This window comes from Enterobacter sp. Bisph1, assembly GCF_000814905.1.
GTDB lineage: Bacteria > Pseudomonadota > Gammaproteobacteria > Enterobacterales > Enterobacteriaceae > Kosakonia.
In genome coordinates, this window is sequence record NZ_JXAG01000050.1 from 116555 (window position 1) to 137151 (window position 20597).

The window sequence follows — 20597 nt, forward strand, 5'->3', positions numbered from 1 at the left end:
CGAATAGGGCTTTCTTAGCAGGGTGGCGGGAAATAATAGCGGTCAGCGTTAAGGCGCTAAAAAAAAGCCCATCGTGGGAGATGGGCAAAGACTACACACAGCAATTCGTTGTTTCACTCAGGGGATTTCCATGCTTATAAATCAAGATGTTGATTTATAACCGTGACCTTATAGTAGGCATGCTGATTTTTTGCGTCGATCAGATTCGTCTCATTAGTTAAACAGACGTGAAGAATATATTGGAAATTTGCGTGGAGCAGAGGATTAAACCGCGAGTTGGCAGGGATTCAGTGATTAAAATGATAAGTAATGCTTACGATTAATTAAGGCGGGCTACCCCGCCTTGATTATTTTCACAGCTGAGAGGTGGTCTCTTCGGCTTCGTTTAGCGGCTCGACGTTAGTCGTCGGTTCCGGCACCTCATTGACCCACGCGGAGAACAGGCGCCAGGACACCGCCAGTAAGACCGGACCGATAAACAGCCCAATCATACCAAACGCTACCAGCCCGCCAATCACCCCGGAAAGAATGAGGATCAGCGGTAAGTCCGCGCCCAGACGAATCAGCACCGGGCGGATAACGTTATCAAGCAGGGCGACGATGCCGCTCCACACCAGTAATACCGTTCCCCAGGTGGAATCGCCGCTCCAGTAAAGCCAGATAATAGCCGGAATTAACACCGGTAACGGCCCGAGCTGAACTAAGCAGGTCATCAGCATAAGCACGGTTAATAATGTGGCATAGGGCACGCCGGACACTGCCAGACCAATGCCGCCAAGCACGGCCTGCACCAGCGCCGTCACCACCACGCCGAGCGCCACGGCGCGAATGGCCTGGCCTGCCAGCACCACGGCGGCGTCACCGCGGTTGCCCGCCAGCCGTACGGCGAAATGGCGGATCCCGCGGGCAACGTGCTCACCGCGCCAGTACAGCAGGGCGCTGAACAATAACATCAAACCGCAGTGCAGCATAAAACGCCCTATATGTGCCGCCTGGCCGACAAACCAGGTGGTTGTCGCTCCAGCGTACGGCCGCAGACGGGACATAAATGCGCTCCCGCCCATATCCAGCAGGTTGTGCCAGCCGGCGTAAAGTTTACCGCCAACATAGGGAATGCTATTAAGCCAGGCTAAATCCGGCGGCGTTATCGCGCCGGTGCTAATCGCATGGACCACCGGGCCGCCGGAATCGACGAGGCTATTCACCAGCAGGGCGACAGGAATGATAAACAGCAGAATTAACAGCAGCATCATCACCAGCACCGCCAGCGATCGGCGGCCAAACAGCGTATACTGCAGGCGCAGCAACAACGGCCAGGTGGCAATGACGACCGTTCCTGCCCAGGCAAAGCCGAGAATAAAAGGCTGCACCACCCACAAGCAGGCGATAATCATAAGCGCTAAAAACAGTACCGACAGCATGATTTGCGGTACATCCCTGGACTGACGTAGATCAACCATATGATTTACTCACCTTCTTGAGTGACCAAAATTCCGTGTGTTAAGAAAAACACCTTAGTTAATAATTAATGATTTCAGGCATTTTGCCCAGCCCGATTGTGCTGGTAATTCTCATGGGCGCATACGAAAAAAATGTGATACAACGGATCGCTGTAAGCAAACGATAAACTCTTCACAACATCAACAGTCAGGCAGGGTCAAGCATAATGATCCCACAGATTTCCCAGGCACCGGGCGTTGTTCAGCTGGTGCTGAATTTTTTGCAGGCTTTAGAGCAACAAGGTTTTACCGGTGATACCGCCACGAGTTACGCCGACAGGCTAACGATGGCAACGGATAACAGTATTTACCAGTTATTACCCGACGCTGTCGTCTTCCCCCGTTCAACGTCCGACGTTGTTTTGATTACCCGCCTCGCCGCCGAGGAACGCTTTCGCACGCTGGTCTTCACGCCGCGCGGCGGCGGCACCGGTACCAATGGCCAGGCGTTAAACCAGGGCATCATTGTCGATATGTCCCGCTATATGAACCGCATCATGGAAATTAACCCCGAAGAGGGGTGGGTGCGCGTTGAGGCGGGCGTTATCAAAGATCAGCTTAACCAATACCTTAAACCCTATGGCTTTTTCTTCGCACCGGAGCTGTCGACCAGCAACCGGGCGACCCTCGGCGGCATGATCAACACCGACGCTTCCGGGCAGGGTTCTTTAGTGTATGGCAAAACCTCCGATCACGTGCTGGGCGTGCGCGCCGTGCTGCTGGGTGGCGATATCCTTGATACCCAGGCCATGCCGGTCACCCTGGCGGAAACCCTGGGCAGTACCAGTACCGCCATTGGCCGCATTTACAAAACGGTGCTGGAGAGCTGTCGCGAGAACCGCCAGCTTATTCTCGATAAATTCCCTAAGCTCAACCGCTTTCTTACCGGCTACGATCTGCGGCACGTCTTTAATGACCAGATGACGGAGTTTGATTTAACCCGGATTCTGACCGGTTCGGAAGGGACGCTGGCGCTGATTACCGAAGCGCGCCTTGATATCACGCCGCTGCCGAAAGTGCGTCGGCTGGTGAATGTCAAATATGACTCTTTTGATTCTGCGCTGCGCAATGCGCCCTTTATGGTCGAGGCGCGCGCGTTATCTGTGGAAACCGTCGATTCGAAAGTGCTCAATCTCGCGCGGGAAGATATTGTCTGGCACTCGGTGAAAGAGCTCATCACCGATGTCCCCGACAAAAACCTGCTGGGTCTGAATATTGTGGAGTTCGCCGGTGACGATCGGCCCTTGATAGAGGTGCAGGTTCAGTCGCTGTGTGAGCGGCTCGATACGCTGATGGCGAACGGGGAAGGCGGCATTATTGGCTGGCAATTGTGCGAAGATCTAACGGGTATCGAGCGCATTTACGCAATGCGTAAAAAAGCCGTGGGTTTGCTCGGTAACGCCAAAGGGGCAGCCAAGCCCATTCCCTTTGCGGAAGATACCTGCGTGCCGCCGGAGCACCTGGCGGACTACATCGTTGAGTTCCGCGCGCTGCTCGACGGGCATGGCTTAAGCTACGGCATGTTTGGTCATGTCGATGCCGGGGTGCTGCATGTGCGCCCGGCGCTGGATATGTGCGACCCGCAGCAGGAAGTGCTGATGAAGTCGATCTCCGACGATGTGGTGGCGCTGACGGCAAAATATGGCGGTTTACTGTGGGGCGAGCACGGGAAAGGTTTTCGTGCCGAGTACAGCCCGGCCTTTTTTGGCGAGCAGCTGTACGGTGAGTTACGCAAAATTAAAGCCGCCTTCGATCCGTTAAACCGCCTCAATCCTGGCAAAATCTGCCCTCCGGCAGGCGTTGATGCGCCGATGAAGCGCGTCGATGATGCCAAACGCGGAACCCTCGATCGGCAAATTCCCATCGCCGTTCGGTCGTCATGGCGCGGCGCGATGGAGTGTAACGGCAACGGGCTGTGCTTTAACTTCGATGTGAAAAGCCCGATGTGCCCGTCAATGAAAATTTCGGCGAACCGTATTCATTCGCCTAAAGGGCGGTCAACGCTGGTGCGCGAATGGCTGCGTCTGCTGGCGGATCGCGGCGTCGATCCAATTAAGCTTGAGAAAGAGCTGCCGGAAAAAGGCGCCAGTTTACGCACCTTGATTGAGCGTACCCGCAACAGCTGGCATGCGCGTCGCGGGGAGTATGATTTTTCCCACGAAGTGAAAGAGGCAATGTCCGGCTGTCTGGCCTGTAAGGCATGCTCTACGCAGTGCCCGATCAAAATCGACGTGCCGGAGTTCCGCTCGCGCTTTCTGCAGCTCTATCACAGCCGCTATCTGCGGCCGATGCGCGATCATCTGGTTGCCACCGTCGAAAGCTATGCGCCGTTAATGGCACGTGCGCCTAAAACCTTTAACTTCTTTATGAGCCAGCCGTGGATGCGATCGCTCTCTGAGAAGCACATTGGTATGGTCGATCTGCCGTTGTTATCGGTGCCGTCATTGCAGCGTCAAATGGTCGGCCACCGTACGGCGAATATGACGCTGGAGCAGCTTGAACAGCTGGATGCGGCGCAGAAAGCGAAAACGGTGCTGGTGGTGCAGGACCCGTTTACCAGCTACTACGATGCGCAGGTGGTGGCTGATTTTGTCCATCTGGTGGAAAAACTCGGCTTTGAGCCGGTGGTGCTTCCCTTCTCGCCAAACGGCAAGGCACAGCATATCAAAGGCTTTCTTCACCGCTTTGCGAAGACGGCGCAGAAAACCGCTGATTTCCTCAACCGCGTCGCGCAGCTGGGGATGCCGATGGTCGGTGTCGATCCGGCGCTTGTGCTCTGTTATCGCGATGAGTATAAGCAGGCGTTAGGCGATAAGCGCGGCGATTTCCATGTACAGATGGTACAGGAGTGGCTGCCTGCGGCGCTGGAACATCATGTCGGGCGAACGGTCAGCGGTGAATCCTGGTATCTGTTTGGTCACTGTACCGAAGTCACCGCGTTACCGGGCGCACCGGCGCAATGGGCGTCGATTTTCGCCCATTTCGGCGCAACGCTGGAAAGCGTCAGCGTTGGCTGCTGCGGTATGGCCGGAACCTACGGCCATGAAGTGAAAAATCATGCCAGTTCGCTGGGCATTTATGAACTCTCCTGGCATCAGGCGATGCAGCGTTTGCCGCGAAATCGCTGCCTGGCGACCGGCTACTCCTGCCGCAGTCAGGTTAAACGTATCGAAGGCAATGGCGTGCGTCACCCGTTACAGGCTTTACTGGAGATGATGCAATGATCTGGAAACGTGCGGTCACCCTGGAAGCCCTCAACGCGATGGGCGAGGGCAATATGGTCGGTCTACTGGATATTCGTTTTGAGCACATCAGTGATGATGAAATTGCCGCGAGTATGCCGGTAGACGAGCGAACTCACCAACCGTTTGGCCTGCTGCACGGTGGCGCATCGGTGGTGCTGGCGGAAACGCTCGGCTCCGTCGCTGGCTACCTGTGTACCGAAGGCGAACAGAAAGTGGTGGGCCTGGAGGTTAACGCTAACCACTTGCGTTCGGTGTACAGCGGGCGCGTGCTTGGCGTCTGTCGCGCGTTGCATACGGGCGGACGACATCAGGTCTGGCAAATCGATATTTATGACCAACACTCCCGCCTGTGCTGTTCATCGCGCCTGACTACCGCAGTCGGCTGATTACTTTTTCGGCGGTTCGCCGCCGAAATCTTCATTTTTAATTCACTATTCAAGCATATATTTTTAGCTCTCCGTGCTATATTGCGCAGTACTGGATGTAACGTTCCGCTTTTATGCTACCGGAACGGATAGTTGTAACGCGTAATGACTTGATGAAGTGATTCATTGTCTCTTTAAGCGCTACTGAAATGAGGCTTTTAGGTAATAATGATGACATCGTTCAAGTTAGCTTTTTTACACCCACGGCACTGGGTGACATGGGCCGGGCTCGGTCTACTCTGGCTGCTGGTGCAACTTCCTTATCCTGTTCTTGCCCGCCTTGGCGCGGGGCTGGGACGTCAGTCGCGGCGCTTTTTGCAACGCCGCGAACGCATTGCCCGCCGTAATCTTGAACTCTGTTTCCCCCGTATGAGCGAAGAGCTGCGCGAGCGGCTGATTGCCAGAAACTTTATGTCGCTGGGCATGGGACTGATTGAAACCGGCATGGCCTGGTTCTGGTCGGATAAACGCGTGCGCCGCTGGTTTGATGTCGAAGGCTATCAGCATCTGCAGGCCGCACAGGCGAGCCGTCAGGGCGTGATGGTGGTCGGTGTGCATTTTATGTCGCTGGAGCTGGGCGGTCGCGTAATGGGTCTGTGCCAGCCGATGATGGCAACCTATCGGCCGCATAATAACGTGTTGATGGAATGGGTACAGACGCGCGGACGTATGCGCTCCAATAAATCGATGATCGATCGCCGCAATCTGAAAGGCCTGGTGAATGCGCTGAAGCAAGGGGAAGCCGTCTGGTTCGCCCCGGATCAGGATTACGGGCGCAAAGGCAGCAGCTTCGCACCGTTCTTCTCGGTGCAAAACGCCGCCACCACCAACGGTACCTATGTGTTGTCCCGTCTTTCCGGGGCGAAAATGTTAACCGTCACGATGGTGCGCAAAGAGGATGGCTCCGGTTACGCACTGCATATCGGTCGGGCGCTTGATGACTATCCCGTAGAGGATGAGTTCGCCGCAGCCGCCTATATGAACAAAGTTATTGAGCGTGAGATCCTGCGCGCGCCGGAGCAATATCTGTGGATCCATCGGCGTTTCAAAACGCGACCGATCGGCGAACCTTCCCTTTACAGTTAGTTTTTAACGCGCCCCTTAAAGGGGCGTTGTACTATTTGTTGTTTCACATTGACACGGGATGCTTATGGTCAGATTTATGGTCGGATGCTGCGTTGCTTTACTCTCGGCCGGGTCGAGCGCAGCGGGTATTAAGCTGCAGTGCGATGAATATGTCGCCCTCGTTGAACCGCAAGGGCTAACCGTTAATGGTCGGCTCTTCGCCAATCCGCAGGAGAAGCCGTATGACATCTCCGCGCAATATACCGGACGGGCGCTGATTTACACCGACGGCCAGGATCAAAACAGCGATACCAACTGGGCAGCGATCCATATCATTACCCAGCTAGAAACGGGTAAAAAAGTCTTCTTTTACGCGGATAGCAAACACACCAACGACAAAGCCATTATCTGTACGCGCGAACAAGACGCGCCGTAGCGCCCGCAGAACGCCTTCATTCAGCGCTGGCCGCCGTTATCGGGTCGGCGTTCTACATCCCTTCCAGCAGCTGCAGCTGCGTCCAGGTTAGCGAACGGGAAAGGGTATGTCCCTGAATGCCGCGATGGCGATACTGGCTTAGCAGTGCAAGGTCGCTCGCGCGATCCACGCCTGCACAAAGAATTGGGGTCCCGACAGGAGTCAGCGTGTCGAGAAAACGATGCAGAAGGGACCGTTTTGCCCCTGCAAGGGAAATACCGTCGGTGACAGAGCGAGCGAGGGTGACGCTGTCGAAAGGGAACAGATGTCGGCTTTCAGTATGTACCGTTCCGCTGCCATATTCTCCCAGCGAAAGGGTAAACCCGTACTCTTTGGCTCTTTTCAAAAAGGGTAAACAGCGAAAAAATTGCGCAGATGAGAGGCGGTCACTTACCTCGATATCAATGCGTGACGGCGCAACACTATTTACCCGACATCGTTGATAGAGCTCGGTGAAATAGTCCGCATCGTTAATCATTGCCGGTGCCAGCGGCAGTGCAACGGTAATATCTTCCTTCATTTTTAGCGCATGAAAAACAGCGTCACAAATATACGTTGAAACGTTCCTTAAGGCGACCGGATCCTCAAGAAATTCATTTTTCTGTGACGGGGGAATTAGGAAACCATGGGTATTAAAAAATTGCGCCGTGGCGTGATAGCGAAGAATAGTTTGAGTGGAAATATGCATCGCTGGATGAAATTCTGCCGTCATCAGGAGCTTTTTACCTGCGATTTCCAGCGCTTTTATTTGTATTTCCGTAATTAATCCCTCACTTTAAAGAACAGGTTGTTTGCGATTGACAATTTATTGATTCTACACAGGCATCATTGCCAATTGAAAATTGTTTTGAATGATCGATTATCTTATTTTGATAGCTTGCATCTATTGCTATGACAAAAATGATCGCTTAAATCTATAGGTGGAAGTGGTTATTTATTCTTGTAATTTTCATTCTGGCAACGTGATGATCTGCGCACCTTCGCCCCATTTGCAATAGGGTATTGTTTTATCATGATAAACTTGTGGTCTTGCCGGGTGGTTCATTTTCTACGCAGTAGTAATAATAATGTAACAAACTTACCGTTATATACGCGTGCTAATTTATTTATCACCAATGAATAATTAAGAGAGATTGTGGCGAGCGTCTCTTTATTCTTAGGAAAAATGTAATAAGCGTGAAAGGTACTGCCTTAGTGCCCATAACAATAATCACCGTGGTGCGAAGAAAATTATTATGAACTGGCGGGGCGGAAAATTCGGATAAAATAACGCGTGAGGAGGGGTTATTATTCCCCTCCCGCGTTCAATTAATATTGTCGTCTCGGCATCGCGGCGATAATCGTGTTTATCCTCATCTTTTAATCAGGGATAACGTTAAAGATGCTGCGACAGGAAATCGACAATCAGTCGGGTAACGAATGCCGGGTTTTCTCGGTTACTGATATGTGCTGCATTAGATATCAACGTGAATTCACAGCCTAACGCCTGTGCCATCAAGCGCCCCTCCGCCGGCGGGCGCGGAAGATCCAGCTTACCGGTGGCGACATGGGCCGGACAGACCACAGAATCAAGAATGCTCATGCGATCGGTTCGACCAAATATTAGTTTCCCGAGTGGCAAAATAGAGTGGCGTAACGTATCGGCCGACAGGGATGAAAGGTAACCGTTAAGCTGTTCAATATCCGCCGGCTCGGCAAATTCGGAATAAAACTGTCCAACGATATAGTCGACTAACGCAGGCGAAATCGATCCGGCTGCATCAATCGCATTAAGCATACCAAAGTAGCGCTCGCGAGCCTCATCGGTTTCACTGCCGACAAAGGTATCCAGCAGCATTAACGCTCTTACCCGGTCTGGCGCGGCGACGGCAAGCTCTGCTCCCCACATCCCGCCGACGGACAAGCCGACCACGGCGAACTGTTCGATATTAAGAGAATCCATTAGCGCCAGATGATCGTCGGCTATATCAGCCAATGATTCGGGCTCGCCAGGCAAGGCGGATGAGTCACCATGTCCCCATAAATCCGGCACTATCACCCGAAAGTGCTCACTGAGCGTGGCGATTTGCGGCGACCACATAGATTTATCAAACAGATAACTGTGGCCCAACAGTACGGGGAAACCCGTTCCGCTGTCTAAAAACGACATGGTTGGTTTGGCATTCATCAATACTCTCCTTGTTTGATCGCCCAGCTATGTGAGCACTTTAAAAACCTTCGTCTGCGGCACCGCTCATCAATGAGCGTGTAAATTATGCTGACTATTTTTTTACAGGTTATCGTTGACGCTTTAAATAATTTCGCTCAATGCTGCAGAACAGCAGTAACATTATTCCGGTGTGGAAATTGTCGGGTAGAGCATTGTTTCAAGGCAACTCACTAGCACCCACAGCGTTTCGCTGAAAATTGACCACATACCCACGACCAAAACGACCACTGCGAGCGCCAGCAAAAGCCACGCCGTTTTATCCATAACTTACTCAAATGTGGTTAAAAATCACTGTTTTCGGACACTCATTCCAGCATCCTGTTCAACTTTTTACTATGACTTTTTTACACCGTGTCCGCGTGCTATTGATATTGCAAAAGATTAATTTTTGCAATGTCGGGCCTGGGGCGAGAGCATGCAGCAACACAGGGGCGATAACGGCAAATGTAAGGTATTGAAAAGAAGCCTCCTTTTGTCCGGTGACCCTTTTTTCGATCCTATCTCAATAATAGGTATTACCTATACATCTTTTGTTTTTTACCTTTATGCGCCCGCTAACGCTTCTAAAATCATTATTTATCAGGTTATTAAACAAATAATCACCCGCCTGTAAAGGCTTTGCACAGAGTCTATGCTTATAACAAGTACCGAAAAAGTCGGGCTTATGGCGAATAACCCTGTAGAAAACGGGTTGAAGTGATAATCATTATCACTAACATAGCATTATGAGCCTTTGATCTGATGATATGAGGTAGACGATGGAATCTTTTAATCCGCAAGATTTTAGCTGGCGAGGGCTGACCCTGACACCTGCTGCCGCAGAGCATATTCGTACGCTTGCCAATAAACAGGCCGGTGTACTGGGCGTCCGGCTTGGTATTAAGCAGACCGGCTGCGCAGGCTTTGGTTACGTACTGGACACGGTGACTGAACCGAACGATGACGATTTAATGTATGAATCTGACGGTGCGCGCCTTTACGTTCCGCTGCAAGCGATGCCCTTTATCGACGGCACCGAGGTGGACTATGTACGTGAAGGGTTAAATCAGATCTTCAAATTTCATAATCCGAAAGCTCAGCACGAATGCGGCTGTGGCGAAAGTTTCGGGGTATAGGCGGTATTATGTCTCGTAATAGTGAAGCAACTGACGATGTCAAAATCTGGGCCGGCGGCAATCTTAATTATAAAGAGGGCTTTTTTACCCGCTTAAGCACTGACGAGTTGGCAAAAGGCATTAATGAAGATGTCGTGCGTGCCATTTCGGCTAAGCGTAACGAACCCGAATGGATGCTGGAGTTTCGTCTGAATGCCTTTCGTGCGTGGCTGGAGATGGACGAGCCACACTGGCTGAAAGCCCATTATGACAAGCTTGATTATCAGGACTACAGCTATTACTCCGCGCCCTCCTGCGGCAACTGCGATGATACCTGCGCATCGCAGCCCGGTGCCGTTCAGCAAACCGGAGCAAACGCGTGGTTAACGGAAGAGGTTGAAGCCGCCTTTAACCAGCTGGGTGTGCCGGTGCGCGAAGGGAAAGAGGTGGCGGTGGACGCCATTTTTGACTCCGTCTCCGTGGCGACCACTTATCGCGAGAAGCTCTCTGAGCAGGGGATTATTTTCTGCTCGTTCGGCGAGGCGATTCATGACCATCCGGATCTGGTAAAGCAGTATCTCGGTACGGTGGTGCCCTCAAACGATAACTTCTTCGCGGCGCTTAATGCCGCCGTCGCTTCCGATGGCACCTTTATCTACATCCCGAAAGGGGTGCGCTGTCCGATGGAGCTGTCGACCTATTTCCGCATCAATGCGGAAAAAACCGGCCAGTTCGAACGCACCATTCTGATAGCCGATGAAGGCAGCTACGTCAGCTATATCGAAGGGTGTTCCGCACCAGTCCGTGACAGCTATCAGCTCCATGCGGCGGTGGTGGAAGTGATCATTCACAAAGATGCAGAAGTGAAATATTCCACGGTACAAAACTGGTTCCCCGGCGATAACAATACCGGCGGGATCCTCAACTTTGTGACCAAGCGCGCGCTGTGCGAAGGCGAAAACAGCAAGATGTCTTGGACGCAATCGGAAACGGGCTCCGCCATCACCTGGAAATACCCAAGCTGCATCCTGCGCGGTGATAACTCGATTGGTGAATTCTTCTCCGTGGCCCTGACCAGCGGCCATCAGCAGGCCGATACCGGCACCAAGATGATCCACATTGGTAAGAACACCAAATCGACGATTATCTCGAAAGGGATCTCCGCCGGACATAGCCAGAACAGCTATCGCGGGCTGGTGAAAATTATGCCCACCGCGACTAACGCCCGTAACTTTACCCAGTGCGACTCGATGCTTATCGGCCCTGATTGCGGCGCGCACACCTTCCCGTATGTCGAGTGCCGTAATAACAGCGCTCAACTTGAACATGAAGCTACCACCTCGCGTATTGGTGAAGATCAGCTGTTCTACTGCCTGCAACGCGGCATCAGCGAAGATGACGCCATTTCGATGATCGTCAATGGCTTCTGTAAAGACGTCTTCTCTGAACTGCCGCTGGAGTTCGCCGTTGAAGCACAAAAACTGCTGGCGATTAGCCTTGAACACAGCGTCGGTTAAGCCCTAAAGGACACTAAATGTTAAGTATTAAAGATTTGCAGGTCAGCGTTGAAGATAAAGAGATCCTGCGCGGTCTGAGCCTCGACGTACGTCCGGGTGAAGTGCACGCCATTATGGGGCCGAACGGCTCGGGAAAAAGTACGCTTTCCGCGACGCTCGCCGGACGTGAAGATTATCAAGTGGTGGGCGGCAGCGTCGCCTTTAAAGGCAAAGATTTGCTGGAGCTGTCGCCGGAAGACCGTGCGGGCGAAGGCGTATTCATGGCTTTTCAATATCCGGTCGAAATCCCCGGCGTCAGTAACCAATTTTTCCTGCAAACCGCCCTGAATGCGGTACGCGCTTACCGTGGCGAAGAGGCGCTGGATCGTTTTGACTTCCAGGATTTGATGGAAGAAAAAATCAAGCTGCTGAAAATGCCGGAAGATTTGCTGACCCGCTCGGTCAACGTCGGCTTCTCCGGCGGTGAGAAAAAGCGGAACGACATTCTGCAGATGGCGGTGCTGGAACCCGATTTGTGCATTCTGGATGAAACCGACTCCGGGCTGGATATTGACGCACTAAAAATCGTCGCCGAGGGGGTGAATGCCCTGCGCGATGAGAAGCGGGCCTTTATTATTGTCACGCATTACCAGCGCATCCTCGACTATATCAAGCCGGATTATGTGCATGTGTTGTATCAGGGGCGCATCGTGAAGTCCGGTGATTTCACGCTGGTTAAGCAACTGGAGGAGCAGGGCTATGGCTGGCTTACCGAACAGCAGTAACGCACTGCAACAGTGGCACCGCCTGTTTGAAACCCGGGCAGGTGCGCGTTCTGCCACGGCGCAGCAGCATCTGCAGCATATGCTGCGCTTAGGATTGCCCACGCGCAAACAGGAGAACTGGAAGTACACGCCCCTCGATGGCCTGCTCAACAGCCAGTTTGTTGCTACCCGCGCGACGATAAGCGCAGCGCAGCGTGATGCGCTGGCGCTGCCCGTCGACGCGCTACGGCTGGTCTTTGTCGACGGTGAATTTAACGCACAGCTAAGTGATGACACGGCGGGTTCAGGATTTGAGGTAACGCTGGCTGAAGTGCGGGAGAATTTACCTGCGCCGGTGCAGCCGGAAGTGTTTCTGCATCTGACGGAAAGCCTGGCGCAAAACGTGACCTGGATTCAGGTGGCGCGCAACCAGCGACCGGCAAAGCCGTTGCTGCTGATGCATATCACCCAGGGTGTCGCAGGTGAAGAGATGAATACCGCCCATTACCGTCATCATCTGGATCTGGCGCAGGGTGCGGAAGCGACCGTTTATGAACACTACGTTAGCCTGAACGAGGCGCGGCACTTTACCGGTTCGCGTTTGACGATGAATATCGCGGCCAATGCCCATCTGCACCACGTCAAACTGGCCTTTGAAAACCCCCAGAGCTACCACTTTGCCCATAATGACATCGTGCTGGCGGCAGACGCGGCGGCGGACAGCCACAGTTTCCTGCTGGGCGGCGCGGTATTGCGCCATAACACCAGTACGCAACTCACTGGCGAAAATACCCCGTTGCGTATCAACAGCCTGGCAATGCCGGTAAAAACGGAAGTGTGCGATACCCGCACCTGGCTTGAGCACAACCAGGGCTATTGCAACAGTCGTCAATTACATAAAACCATCGTCAGCGATAAAGGGCGCGCGGTATTTAATGGCGTCATCAAGGTAGCGAAACACGCCATCAAAACCGACGGGCAGATGACCAATAATAATCTGCTGCTGGGTCGGCTGGCGGAAGTGGATACCAAACCGCAGCTGGAAATTTATGCTGATGATGTGAAATGTAGCCACGGTGCGACGGTCGGGCGCATTGATGACGAGCAGATGTTCTATCTGCGCTCGCGCGGGATCGATCAACAGGCGGCCCAGCAGATGATTATCCATGCCTTCGCCGCTGAGTTAACGGAAGCCATCAGCGATGAGGCGTTAAAACAACAGGTTCTGGCCCGTATCAGCCAGCGCCTGGCAGGGGGCAAAGCATGAGTTTTCCCGTTAATGCTGTACGCGCCGATTTTCCGGTGCTCCAGCGTGAAGTCAACGGATTACCGTTAGCCTATCTCGACAGCGCCGCCAGCGCGCAAAAACCGAATCAGGTGATTGACGCTGAGGCCGACTTTTTCCGTCATGGCTATGCGGCAGTGCATCGCGGTATTCATACCCTCAGCGCGGAAGCGACCCAGCGGATGGAGAATGTGCGACTGCTGGCGGCAACATTCCTTAACGCCCGTTCGCCGGAGGAGCTGGTGTTTGTGCGCGGCACCACCGAGGGTATTAACCTGGTGGCAAACAGCTGGGGTAACACGCAGGTTCACGCGGGCGACAACGTTATCATCACCGCCATGGAGCATCATGCCAATATTGTGCCGTGGCAGATGTTGTGCGAGCGCGTTGGCGCTGAGCTGCGCGTGATCCCCCTTAATCAGGACGGCACGCTGCAGCTTGAGACGCTGCCGACGCTATTGGATGAGCGCACCCGTTTACTGGCCATCACCCATGTTTCGAACGTGCTGGGCACCGAAAACCCGGTGGCGGAGATGACCAGGCTGGCCCATCAATATGGCGCGAAAGTGCTGTTGGATGGCGCGCAGGCGGTAATGCACCATGCGATAGATGTACAGGCGCTGGATTGCGATTTTTATGTTTTCTCCGGGCACAAACTGTATGGGCCTACGGGAATCGGCGTGCTGTATGTCAAAGAGGAGATATTGCAGGATATGCCGCCGTGGCAAGGGGGCGGGTCGATGATCGCCACCGTCAGCCTGACGCAGGGAACCACCTATGCGAAAGCGCCGTGGCGTTTTGAAGCCGGTACGCCGAATACCGGCGGCATTATCGGCCTTGGCGCGGCGATTGACTATGTGAGTAAGCTGGGGCTGGAGGCGATAGGAGAGTATGAACAAACGCTGATGCATTACGCTCTGAATGCGCTGGCGGAGGTACCCGATTTGACACTGTATGGCCCGGCCCAGCGCAAGGGGGCGATCGCGTTTAACCTGGGTAAACATCACGCCTATGATGTTGGCAGTTTTTTGGATAACTACGGTATTGCGGTGCGCACCGGCCATCACTGCGCGATGCCGCTGATGGCGTTTTATGGTGTTCCCGCTATGTGCCGTGCGTCACTGGTTATGTACAATACCGAGGAAGAGGTGGATCGTCTGGTCGCTGGTCTGAAACGTATTCATCAGCTGCTGGGCTAATTTAAGAGGCAAAAATGGCTGCATTACCCGATAAAGAGAAGCTGCTGCGCAACTTTAGTCGCTGTGCCAACTGGGAAGAGAAGTATCTTTATATTATTGAACTGGGGCAGCGCTTGCCGGCATTAACCCCTGCTGCTCATCAACCTGAAAATCTTATTCAGGGTTGCCAAAGCCAGGTGTGGATTGTGATGGAGCGCAATGAGACGGGCATCATTGAGCTTGCTGGCGACAGCGACGCCGCGATTGTCAAAGGGCTTATCGCCATTGTCTTTGTGCTCTACCAACAGATGACCGCGCAGGATATTGTGGCGTTTGATGTGCGCCCGTGGTTTGAAAAACTCTCCCTTGCGCAGCATCTGACGCCTTCGCGCTCGCAGGGGCTCGAGGCGATGATCCGCGCCATTCGTGCCAAAGCCCTCACCATTAGCTAAACTTAAAAGACTATTTTTCATCCTGTTATAACGCGAGGTATTTACGCCTCGCCGGATCTTCAGCATGCTGGCACTGTGTCAGTGGATACAGGAGTTCCCGAATGAAACGCGCGTGTCTACACTCCTTATGGCTTTTCGGCGCTCTTAGCGCGATGCAACTAGCCCAGGCGGCAGAATATGCGCTTCCTGCCGATGGTGGGCGGATAATTGGACAAAACCAAACCTACACCGTGCAGGCCGGGGATAAAAACTTACAGACCATCGCCCGCCGTTTCGACTCTTCGGCGATGTTGATCCTCGAAGCCAACGATACCATTGCCCCCGTACCACGGCCAGGCACGGTGGTGACTATTCCCATGCAGTTGATTTTGCCCGATACGCCGCGCGAAGGGATTGTGATTAACCTGGCGGAGCTGCGGCTCTACTATTTTCCTCCCGACAAAAACAGCGTGCAGGTTTATCCGATAGGGATTGGTCAGCAAGGGCTGGAGACGCCCGTCTCCGTCACACGCGTCAGTCAAAAGATTGCTAACCCAACCTGGACGCCGACCGCTGGCATTCGTGCACGGTCATTAGCTAAAGGTATTGAATTGCCGCCGGTGGTTCCCGCAGGGCCGCATAACCCGTTAGGGCAGTTTGCGCTGCGGCTGGGCATTGGCAATGGCGAATACCTGATACACGGTACCAATGCGCCCAACAGCGTCGGCCTGCGCGTCAGTTCCGGCTGTATTCGCATGGGGGCGCCCGATATCGAGGCGCTGTTTGATCAGGTTAGTGCCGGAACGCGGGTAACCATCATAAACGAACCGGTGAAATACGCGGTTGAACCGGATGGACGACACTATATCGAAGTGCATCGCCCGCTGGCACAAGCCGTTGAAGAAGATACGCAACGCTTGCCGATCGTGCTCACGCCCGCAATAGAGGCGCAGGTCAATCAGGCGGGAGATGATAAAGGATTTATTACCCGGGCGCTGCAGCGTCGCGCGGGCTATCCGGTGGCGATCCCGGTCAAAAATGTGCCAACGGCTACGCCAAAAAACGTTTTATCAGTGAACAACAGCGCGCATGGAAAGCGGATCATAGCGGAAAGTACAGGGGAGAGCGTCACGCAGTAGAGAGAAAGAGACGGTAATCAGCAGGCAAAAAAAATGGCGCACTGTGTGCGCCATTTCATTACAGGTACTCTTACTTACGGTAAGAGTGAGCCTGGTTGTCCAGACGCTGGTTAGCGCGAGCTGCGTCATCTTTAGCAGCCTGAACGTCGGAACGGATTGCGTTCACGTCGTTGCTCAGCTGGTCAACTTTAGCGTTCAGAGTCTGAACGTCAGAAGACAGCTGATCGATTTTAGCATTGCTGGAGCAACCAGCCAGCAGAGTAGAACCCAGGATTACCGCGCCCAGTACCAGTTTAGTACGATTCATTATTAATACCCTCTAGATTGAGTTAATCTCCATGTAGCGTTACAAGTATTACACAAAGTTTTTTAGGTTGAGAATATTTTTTTGATGGGAATGCACTTAAATTTGATCGTTCGCTCAAAGAAACACCGACTTTCAATAAAATATCTAAAAACGCTTGTTAAAACAGCACGCTTCCATCGGATTCTTCTTAGATAATGACCATTTTAAATAGTGAAATCCAATTGGATTTTTTATTTGTTCAGGTGACGGGAATATAAAAAAAGCGCCACATGGGCGCTTTGTAGTTAATCAGTCCGAACGATCGGGTTATTATTACAGCACGTGTACGGATGCAGTGTTTGTGGTTCCGCTCGGAACCAGTGCGCCAGAAACCATAACCACAACGTCGCCTTTGCTTGCCAGGCCGCTTTCCAGCGCCACTTCTTTACCCAGACGGTAGAAATCATCAGTAGAAGAGATCTCTTTCACCAGCTGCGGTATAACGCCTTTGCTCAGCACCAGCTGACGCGCGGTGACTTCGTTAGTGGTCAGCGCCAGAATAGTGGCATCCGGGAAATATTTACGCACTGCGCGCGCCGATTTACCGCCCTGGGTGGCCACGACGATCAGCGGCGCTTCCAGTTTTTCAGCAGTTTCAACCGCGCCACGGCAAACGGCTTCGGTGATGCGCAGCTTACGGCTGTCGTTGTTGAAGTCCAGGCGGCTGGTCATCACGCGATCGGTACGTTCGCAGATAGTGGCCATAATCGATACCGCTTCCAGCGGGTATTTGCCTTTGGCAGATTCGCCAGAGAGCATTACAGCATCGGTGCCGTCGAGGATGGCGTTCGCCACGTCGCCTGCTTCTGCGCGGGTCGGACGCGGGTTTTTGATCATGGAGTCAAGCATCTGCGTAGCAGTGATAACCACTTTGCGCGCGCGGATACATTTTTCGATCATCATCTTCTGCGCGAAGATCACTTCTTCAACCGGAATCTCAACGCCCAGGTCGCCACGGGCAACCATGATCCCGTCGGAGGCTTCGAGAATTTCGTCGAAATTATTCAGGCCTTCCTGGTTTTCGATTTTGGAGATGATCTGGATATTCTCACCGCCGTGGGCTTTCAGGTGCTCACGGATTTCAACCACGTCAGAACGTTTACGGATAAAAGAGGCCGCGACAAAATCAACACCCTGCTCGCAACCGAAGATCAGGTCCTGTTTATCTTTTTCCGCCAGCGCCGGCAGGGCGATGGAAACGCCTGGCAGGTTCACGCCTTTATTTTCGCCGAGGTCGCCGTTGTTCAGCACTTTACACACGACTTTATTGCCGACGATTTCGGTCACTTCCATGCCGATCAAGCCATCGTCAACCAGCACGGTATTACCCACGCTCAGATCGTTCGGGAAGCCTTCATAGGTCACAGCAACGGTATCGGTGTTGCCGATAACGGATTTGTCAGTGGTAAAGGTGAAGGTCTGGCCTGCTTTCAGGGAGACGTCATTGCCGCCTTCCAGTTTGATGGTGCGGATTTCCGGGCCTTTGGTATCCAGCAGGATGGCTGCTTTCTTACCGGTTTTGCTCATCACGTTGCGCAGGTTTTTGATGCGCTGGCCGTGTTCAGCATAGTCACCGTGGGAGAAATTCAGGCGCATAACATTCATGCCTGCGTCGAGCAGTTTTCCCAGCATCTCTTCAGATTCGGTTTTCGGACCGATGGTGCAAACAATTTTGGTCTTTTTCATGACGGTTTTGGTCTTTAAGTTTGAGTTAAGGAGGATTGAATACTTACGCCCCGGTTAGCGCACGGCGCCGGAGACAAACCTGTGTTGCGAAAAGTGCGATGCCACAGCCTAAGGATAGGTGACATCAAAAAAGCGTGCAGAGTAATGTGTGCCTGAGGTTCAGCCAGAAAGAGGAAAAATTGATGCGTGTTGTTTGTTCTACAGTTCAATCAGCTGAATCCATTCAAATTAGGATGGCGGCATTATAGCGTCCAGGTTGACAGAAAGGAATTAAAAACGCTGTTTCAAAATACGAATTCATCCTCATTATCGTTTTGTTATGCAACCGTTATCACATAATTGCGCAACCGTTGTTCAGCCGGGTGCAGCCTCCTGTCTGGTCCTCGCGCTGGCATCAGTATGACCACCTCTGCAGCACCGTTATTATGCTGCTACGGCCAGGTTTATTTACCCGCACTTCTCAGAATGGAGTGGAATATACAATAAGATTTTTCTATTAAATATTCAGCTTAACCTGGTGTTGGTATGAATTAAGTCGAAAAAAGGAGGTTGGCGTGCCATTTAACTAATTGATGAGACAGCCTGTTATTAATCCCGCTCTATCCTCTCAATGCAGAGGATATATCGTTATAAACCCCTCAAAACGCTGGGAATATATTTTATATTTTGCAATCAACATTTGCTCCCTGCAGATAATTTGCTTTAAGGATTATCCTAAAATTTGTTTTTTTTAGAGGCTTAAGTGTTTGTTTATTAAGAGATATGTAAATGAGGTGTTAAAATATAATAAATCTAACCTATTGATTTATATAGATCTTAACGTTTTGTAAGAATTTGCAATCAAACGGCTTGTTACTACTATTAAGCGGCGCTTAATAAGACTCCATAAATCTATAAATATTCATTCCGGATGATTACCTCCGGAGGTGGGCCGGTGCCTGTTTATTAATTGCCGCCGGCTTATTGAAAGCGTTTACTCATGATGAAGGTTGGGCAATGACGACTTCCGCAATTGCTGGACAGGGATATGCTTTTATTCCACCGCCAGAAATTCCTACCCAGCAGGGACCGATGGGTATCCTGTATGATTTTAATGACGGTGCCCGGTTATTATTGCCTGCCGGTAACTGGCGGGTGGAAATAAGCGATGACGAAACGGGAAATATTCTCTTTGCCGACGATGTCGCGCAGGGCTGGGTAATCAGCACAAAAAAATATTACGTGCCGTTTCGTCTGCGGGTCTGGGACGGCGTTCAAATGGATCCCGTGCTGGATCACGTTCTGGATATGCGCGGCAAAACGGTACTGGTTTCATTTCCCAGCGGTACGCTGGGCGACCTTATCGGCTGGGTACCTTACGCTGAACGCTTTCGGCAGACCTATCAGTGCAACGTCAATTGCACTATGGCACAGCCTATCGTCGATCTCTTCAAGCCGGTCTATCCAGAGCTTAATTGCGTTACCCCTGAAGGCTGGCTGGCGGGGCCGGGCCTGAGCGAGCCGCCCTACGCCAGTTGGCGCGTCGGGCTGTTTTTTCACGGCGATCTCGACAAGCAGCCCTTTGATTTTCGCGCCGTTGGTCTGCATCGCACCGCCGGGCATATTCTCGGCGTCGACCCCACGGAAATCGTGCCGGATCTGCGCCAGCACAGCGAGCGTCGTATCGCTGAACCCTATGTCTGCATCGCTACCCAGTCGACCAGCCAGGCCAAATTCTGGAACAACGGCCACGGCTGGCATGAAGTCATCGACTATCTGAAAGAGCAAGGCTACCGCGTGCTGTGTATCGACAAAGAGCGTGTGGTGGGTCGCGGTTACATCTGGAACAAAATCCCCCACGGCGCGGAAGATTTTACCGGCAATCTGCCCCTCGCTGAACGCGTAGCGCTGCTGGAGCATGCCGAGTTTTTTATTGGTCTCGGCAGCGGTCTCTCCTGGCTTGCCTGGGGCTGCCGTATTCCGGTGGTGCTGATCAGTGGATTCAGCCTGCCGAACAGCGAATTTTATACCCCCTGGCGCGTCATCAACACCCATGTTTGCAACGGCTGCTGGGATGACGCGCGGTTTAATTTTGATCATCAGGACTATTTCTGGTGTCCGCGCCACAAAGGCACGGACCGGCAGTACGAATGCACACGTTTTATCACTGGCAAGCAGGTCATCGGTCATCTTCGTCGACTGATCGCCCTGCGAAGCAATCCCTTTGGCATCAAAACAACAGCGTTGGCAGACTCCGATCAACATGCCGCATGACGGATGA

General features: G+C 52.6%; 19 protein-coding genes and 1 other RNA gene. 12 read left to right on the top strand and 8 right to left on the bottom strand.

The window, feature by feature from the left end:
• Window positions 1-56: 56 nt before the first annotated feature.
• Together rprA and ydiK are read right to left on the bottom strand one after the other, a co-directional pair.
• Window positions 57-164, bottom strand: an RNA gene (rprA, locus tag RW65_RS22240) — antisense sRNA RprA.
• A 189-nt stretch (window positions 165-353) separates the two neighbouring features.
• On the bottom strand, window positions 354-1460 hold the full coding sequence (gene ydiK / locus RW65_RS18230) for an AI-2E family transporter YdiK (protein WP_039058225.1): 1107 nt from the start codon (window positions 1458-1460) through the stop codon (window positions 354-356).
• Between the two features lie 206 nt (window positions 1461-1666).
• On the opposite strand from ydiK, the gene ydiJ reads away from it, so the two are divergent.
• The 4 genes from ydiJ (at window position 1667) to RW65_RS18250 (ending at window position 6670) form a co-directional block, all read left to right on the top strand.
• Window positions 1667-4723: a D-2-hydroxyglutarate dehydrogenase YdiJ gene (ydiJ, locus tag RW65_RS18235; RefSeq protein WP_039058226.1), complete on the top strand. Its 3057-nt coding sequence runs from the start codon at window positions 1667-1669 to the stop codon at window positions 4721-4723.
• Window positions 4720-5130, top strand: a complete 411-nt coding sequence (gene menI, locus RW65_RS18240; RefSeq protein WP_039058227.1) for a 1,4-dihydroxy-2-naphthoyl-CoA hydrolase — start codon at window positions 4720-4722, stop codon at window positions 5128-5130. Before ydiJ ends, menI begins: the two co-directional genes overlap by 4 nt.
• 207 nt (window positions 5131-5337) lie before the next feature.
• Entirely contained in the window at window positions 5338-6255 is a 918-nt protein-coding gene (gene lpxP, locus RW65_RS18245) for a kdo(2)-lipid IV(A) palmitoleoyltransferase (protein ID WP_039058228.1), read from the top strand.
• A gap of 64 nt (window positions 6256-6319) precedes the next feature.
• A complete protein-coding gene (locus RW65_RS18250; RefSeq protein WP_231564410.1) occupies window positions 6320-6670 on the top strand; it encodes a hypothetical protein in 351 nt (116 codons plus the stop codon).
• 52 nt (window positions 6671-6722) lie between these two features.
• Here the strand turns inward: RW65_RS18250 and RW65_RS18255 are convergent, their stop codons facing one another.
• From RW65_RS18255 to RW65_RS23185, 3 genes are all read right to left on the bottom strand, one after another.
• Window positions 6723-7421, bottom strand: coding sequence for an EAL domain-containing protein (locus RW65_RS18255; RefSeq protein WP_052250343.1), 699 nt, complete (start codon window positions 7419-7421; stop codon window positions 6723-6725).
• 663 nt (window positions 7422-8084) lie between these two features.
• Window positions 8085-8876, bottom strand: a complete 792-nt coding sequence (locus tag RW65_RS18260; RefSeq protein WP_039058231.1) for an alpha/beta fold hydrolase — start codon at window positions 8874-8876, stop codon at window positions 8085-8087.
• 162 nt (window positions 8877-9038) lie between these two features.
• Complete coding sequence (locus RW65_RS23185; protein ID WP_156124030.1) at window positions 9039-9182, bottom strand: Ecr family regulatory small membrane protein; 144 nt, start codon at window positions 9180-9182, stop codon at window positions 9039-9041.
• A gap of 494 nt (window positions 9183-9676) precedes the next feature.
• Here RW65_RS23185 and sufA point away from each other — a divergent pair, with 494 nt between their 5' ends.
• From sufA to ldtE, 7 genes are all read left to right on the top strand, one after another.
• Window positions 9677-10033, top strand: coding sequence for a Fe-S cluster assembly scaffold SufA (sufA, locus tag RW65_RS18270; RefSeq protein WP_039058233.1), 357 nt, complete (start codon window positions 9677-9679; stop codon window positions 10031-10033).
• An 8-nt stretch (window positions 10034-10041) separates the two neighbouring features.
• The gene (gene sufB, locus RW65_RS18275; protein WP_039058234.1) at window positions 10042-11529 is read left to right on the top strand and encodes a Fe-S cluster assembly protein SufB; all 1488 of its coding nucleotides are present in this window, start codon (window positions 10042-10044) and stop codon (window positions 11527-11529) included.
• A gap of 17 nt (window positions 11530-11546) precedes the next feature.
• The gene (gene sufC, locus RW65_RS18280) at window positions 11547-12293 is read left to right on the top strand and encodes a Fe-S cluster assembly ATPase SufC (protein ID WP_039058235.1); all 747 of its coding nucleotides are present in this window, start codon (window positions 11547-11549) and stop codon (window positions 12291-12293) included.
• Window positions 12268-13539, top strand: coding sequence for a Fe-S cluster assembly protein SufD (sufD, locus tag RW65_RS18285; protein ID WP_039058236.1), 1272 nt, complete (start codon window positions 12268-12270; stop codon window positions 13537-13539). The genes sufC and sufD overlap by 26 nt, the downstream gene beginning before the upstream one ends.
• Window positions 13536-14756 (top strand): cysteine desulfurase SufS, encoded by a 1221-nt coding sequence (sufS, locus tag RW65_RS18290; protein ID WP_039058237.1) that lies wholly within the window; start codon window positions 13536-13538, stop codon window positions 14754-14756. The genes sufD and sufS overlap by 4 nt, the downstream gene beginning before the upstream one ends.
• A 14-nt stretch (window positions 14757-14770) precedes the next feature.
• Complete coding sequence (gene sufE, locus RW65_RS18295) at window positions 14771-15187, top strand: cysteine desulfuration protein SufE (protein WP_039058238.1); 417 nt, start codon at window positions 14771-14773, stop codon at window positions 15185-15187.
• 101 nt (window positions 15188-15288) lie between these two features.
• A complete protein-coding gene (gene ldtE, locus RW65_RS18300; protein WP_039058239.1) occupies window positions 15289-16305 on the top strand; it encodes a L,D-transpeptidase LdtE in 1017 nt (338 codons plus the stop codon).
• Window positions 16306-16375: 70 nt separating this feature from the next.
• Here ldtE and RW65_RS18305 read toward each other — a convergent pair whose 3' ends face one another.
• The 3 genes from RW65_RS18305 to ynhH form a co-directional block, all read right to left on the bottom strand.
• Window positions 16376-16612 (bottom strand): major outer membrane lipoprotein, encoded by a 237-nt coding sequence (locus RW65_RS18305; RefSeq protein ID WP_007374746.1) that lies wholly within the window; start codon window positions 16610-16612, stop codon window positions 16376-16378.
• Window positions 16613-16924: 312 nt separating this feature from the next.
• Window positions 16925-18337, bottom strand: coding sequence for a pyruvate kinase PykF (gene pykF, locus RW65_RS18310; protein WP_039058240.1), 1413 nt, complete (start codon window positions 18335-18337; stop codon window positions 16925-16927).
• A 14-nt stretch (window positions 18338-18351) separates the two neighbouring features.
• Window positions 18352-18546 carry a protein YnhH gene (gene ynhH, locus RW65_RS23405; RefSeq protein ID WP_502685566.1) on the bottom strand — a complete coding sequence of 65 codons (195 nt, stop codon included), beginning with the start codon at window positions 18544-18546 and terminating at the stop codon, window positions 18352-18354.
• Between the two features lie 787 nt (window positions 18547-19333).
• Between ynhH and RW65_RS18315 the strand changes: the two genes are divergently transcribed.
• Window positions 19334-20590 (top strand): autotransporter strand-loop-strand O-heptosyltransferase, encoded by a 1257-nt coding sequence (locus RW65_RS18315; RefSeq protein WP_039058241.1) that lies wholly within the window; start codon window positions 19334-19336, stop codon window positions 20588-20590.
• Window positions 20591-20597: the final 7 nt, after the last annotated feature.

What these genes read in the sequence shown, in the direction of transcription:
- ldtE (WP_039058239.1), top strand. Translation starts at nt 15,289, where the DNA reads ATGAAACGCGCGTGTCTACACTCCTTATGGCTTTTCGGCGCTCTTAGC.
- sufS (WP_039058237.1), top strand. Translation starts at nt 13,536, where the DNA reads ATGAGTTTTCCCGTTAATGCTGTACGCGCCGATTTTCCGGTGCTCCAG.
- pykF (WP_039058240.1), bottom strand. Translation starts at nt 18,337, where the DNA reads ATGAAAAAGACCAAAATTGTTTGCACCATCGGTCCGAAAACCGAATCT.
- RW65_RS18250 (WP_231564410.1), top strand. Translation starts at nt 6,320, where the DNA reads ATGGTCAGATTTATGGTCGGATGCTGCGTTGCTTTACTCTCGGCCGGG.
- RW65_RS18255 (WP_052250343.1), bottom strand. Translation starts at nt 7,421, where the DNA reads ATGACGGCAGAATTTCATCCAGCGATGCATATTTCCACTCAAACTATT.
- sufE (WP_039058238.1), top strand. Translation starts at nt 14,771, where the DNA reads ATGGCTGCATTACCCGATAAAGAGAAGCTGCTGCGCAACTTTAGTCGC.
- menI (WP_039058227.1), top strand. Translation starts at nt 4,720, where the DNA reads ATGATCTGGAAACGTGCGGTCACCCTGGAAGCCCTCAACGCGATGGGC.
- RW65_RS18305 (WP_007374746.1), bottom strand. Translation starts at nt 16,612, where the DNA reads ATGAATCGTACTAAACTGGTACTGGGCGCGGTAATCCTGGGTTCTACT.
- RW65_RS23185 (WP_156124030.1), bottom strand. Translation starts at nt 9,182, where the DNA reads ATGGATAAAACGGCGTGGCTTTTGCTGGCGCTCGCAGTGGTCGTTTTG.
- sufC (WP_039058235.1), top strand. Translation starts at nt 11,547, where the DNA reads ATGTTAAGTATTAAAGATTTGCAGGTCAGCGTTGAAGATAAAGAGATC.
- ydiJ (WP_039058226.1), top strand. Translation starts at nt 1,667, where the DNA reads ATGATCCCACAGATTTCCCAGGCACCGGGCGTTGTTCAGCTGGTGCTG.
- RW65_RS18315 (WP_039058241.1), top strand. Translation starts at nt 19,334, where the DNA reads ATGACGACTTCCGCAATTGCTGGACAGGGATATGCTTTTATTCCACCG.
- RW65_RS18260 (WP_039058231.1), bottom strand. Translation starts at nt 8,876, where the DNA reads ATGAATGCCAAACCAACCATGTCGTTTTTAGACAGCGGAACGGGTTTC.
- sufD (WP_039058236.1), top strand. Translation starts at nt 12,268, where the DNA reads ATGGCTGGCTTACCGAACAGCAGTAACGCACTGCAACAGTGGCACCGC.
- sufA (WP_039058233.1), top strand. Translation starts at nt 9,677, where the DNA reads ATGGAATCTTTTAATCCGCAAGATTTTAGCTGGCGAGGGCTGACCCTG.
- ydiK (WP_039058225.1), bottom strand. Translation starts at nt 1,460, where the DNA reads ATGGTTGATCTACGTCAGTCCAGGGATGTACCGCAAATCATGCTGTCG.
- lpxP (WP_039058228.1), top strand. Translation starts at nt 5,338, where the DNA reads ATGATGACATCGTTCAAGTTAGCTTTTTTACACCCACGGCACTGGGTG.
- sufB (WP_039058234.1), top strand. Translation starts at nt 10,042, where the DNA reads ATGTCTCGTAATAGTGAAGCAACTGACGATGTCAAAATCTGGGCCGGC.